At 44.9% G+C, this 256-nt stretch carries 1 protein-coding gene; it reads right to left on the bottom strand.

The annotated features are described in order from the left end of the window. A partial coding sequence (locus NCR93_RS31775) for a hypothetical protein (RefSeq protein ID WP_250532478.1) occupies nt 1-256 on the bottom strand: 256 nt, incomplete at both ends.

Below are 256 nucleotides of genomic sequence, written 5' to 3'. Positions count from 1 at the left end.
GTTTAGGGGCACCTTTCCCTTGCTTTAGATTCACAGATCCAAAGTCTCGCTTCTTTTGTTTAAACTTCTGCTCGACCTTGAAGGCATATCGGTATGTTGTGCCGAGCGAGGAGATGTTCAGGAATACTATTTCTTCCTGGATGTACTTGTGTAGGCAGCCACGGTATTTGAGTATCAAATGCTTCTCTGAATCCTTGATCCCCAACTTTATGCGAAGGGTATGGAAAAGATTGGTGAATTGCGGCACGTCTTGGTC

The sequence above is a fragment of the Caballeronia sp. ATUFL_F1_KS39 genome, assembly GCF_023630985.1.
GTDB classification, from domain to species: Bacteria; Pseudomonadota; Gammaproteobacteria; order Burkholderiales; family Burkholderiaceae; genus Caballeronia; species Caballeronia zhejiangensis.
This window is presented reverse-complemented; position numbering and strand designations above follow the sequence as displayed.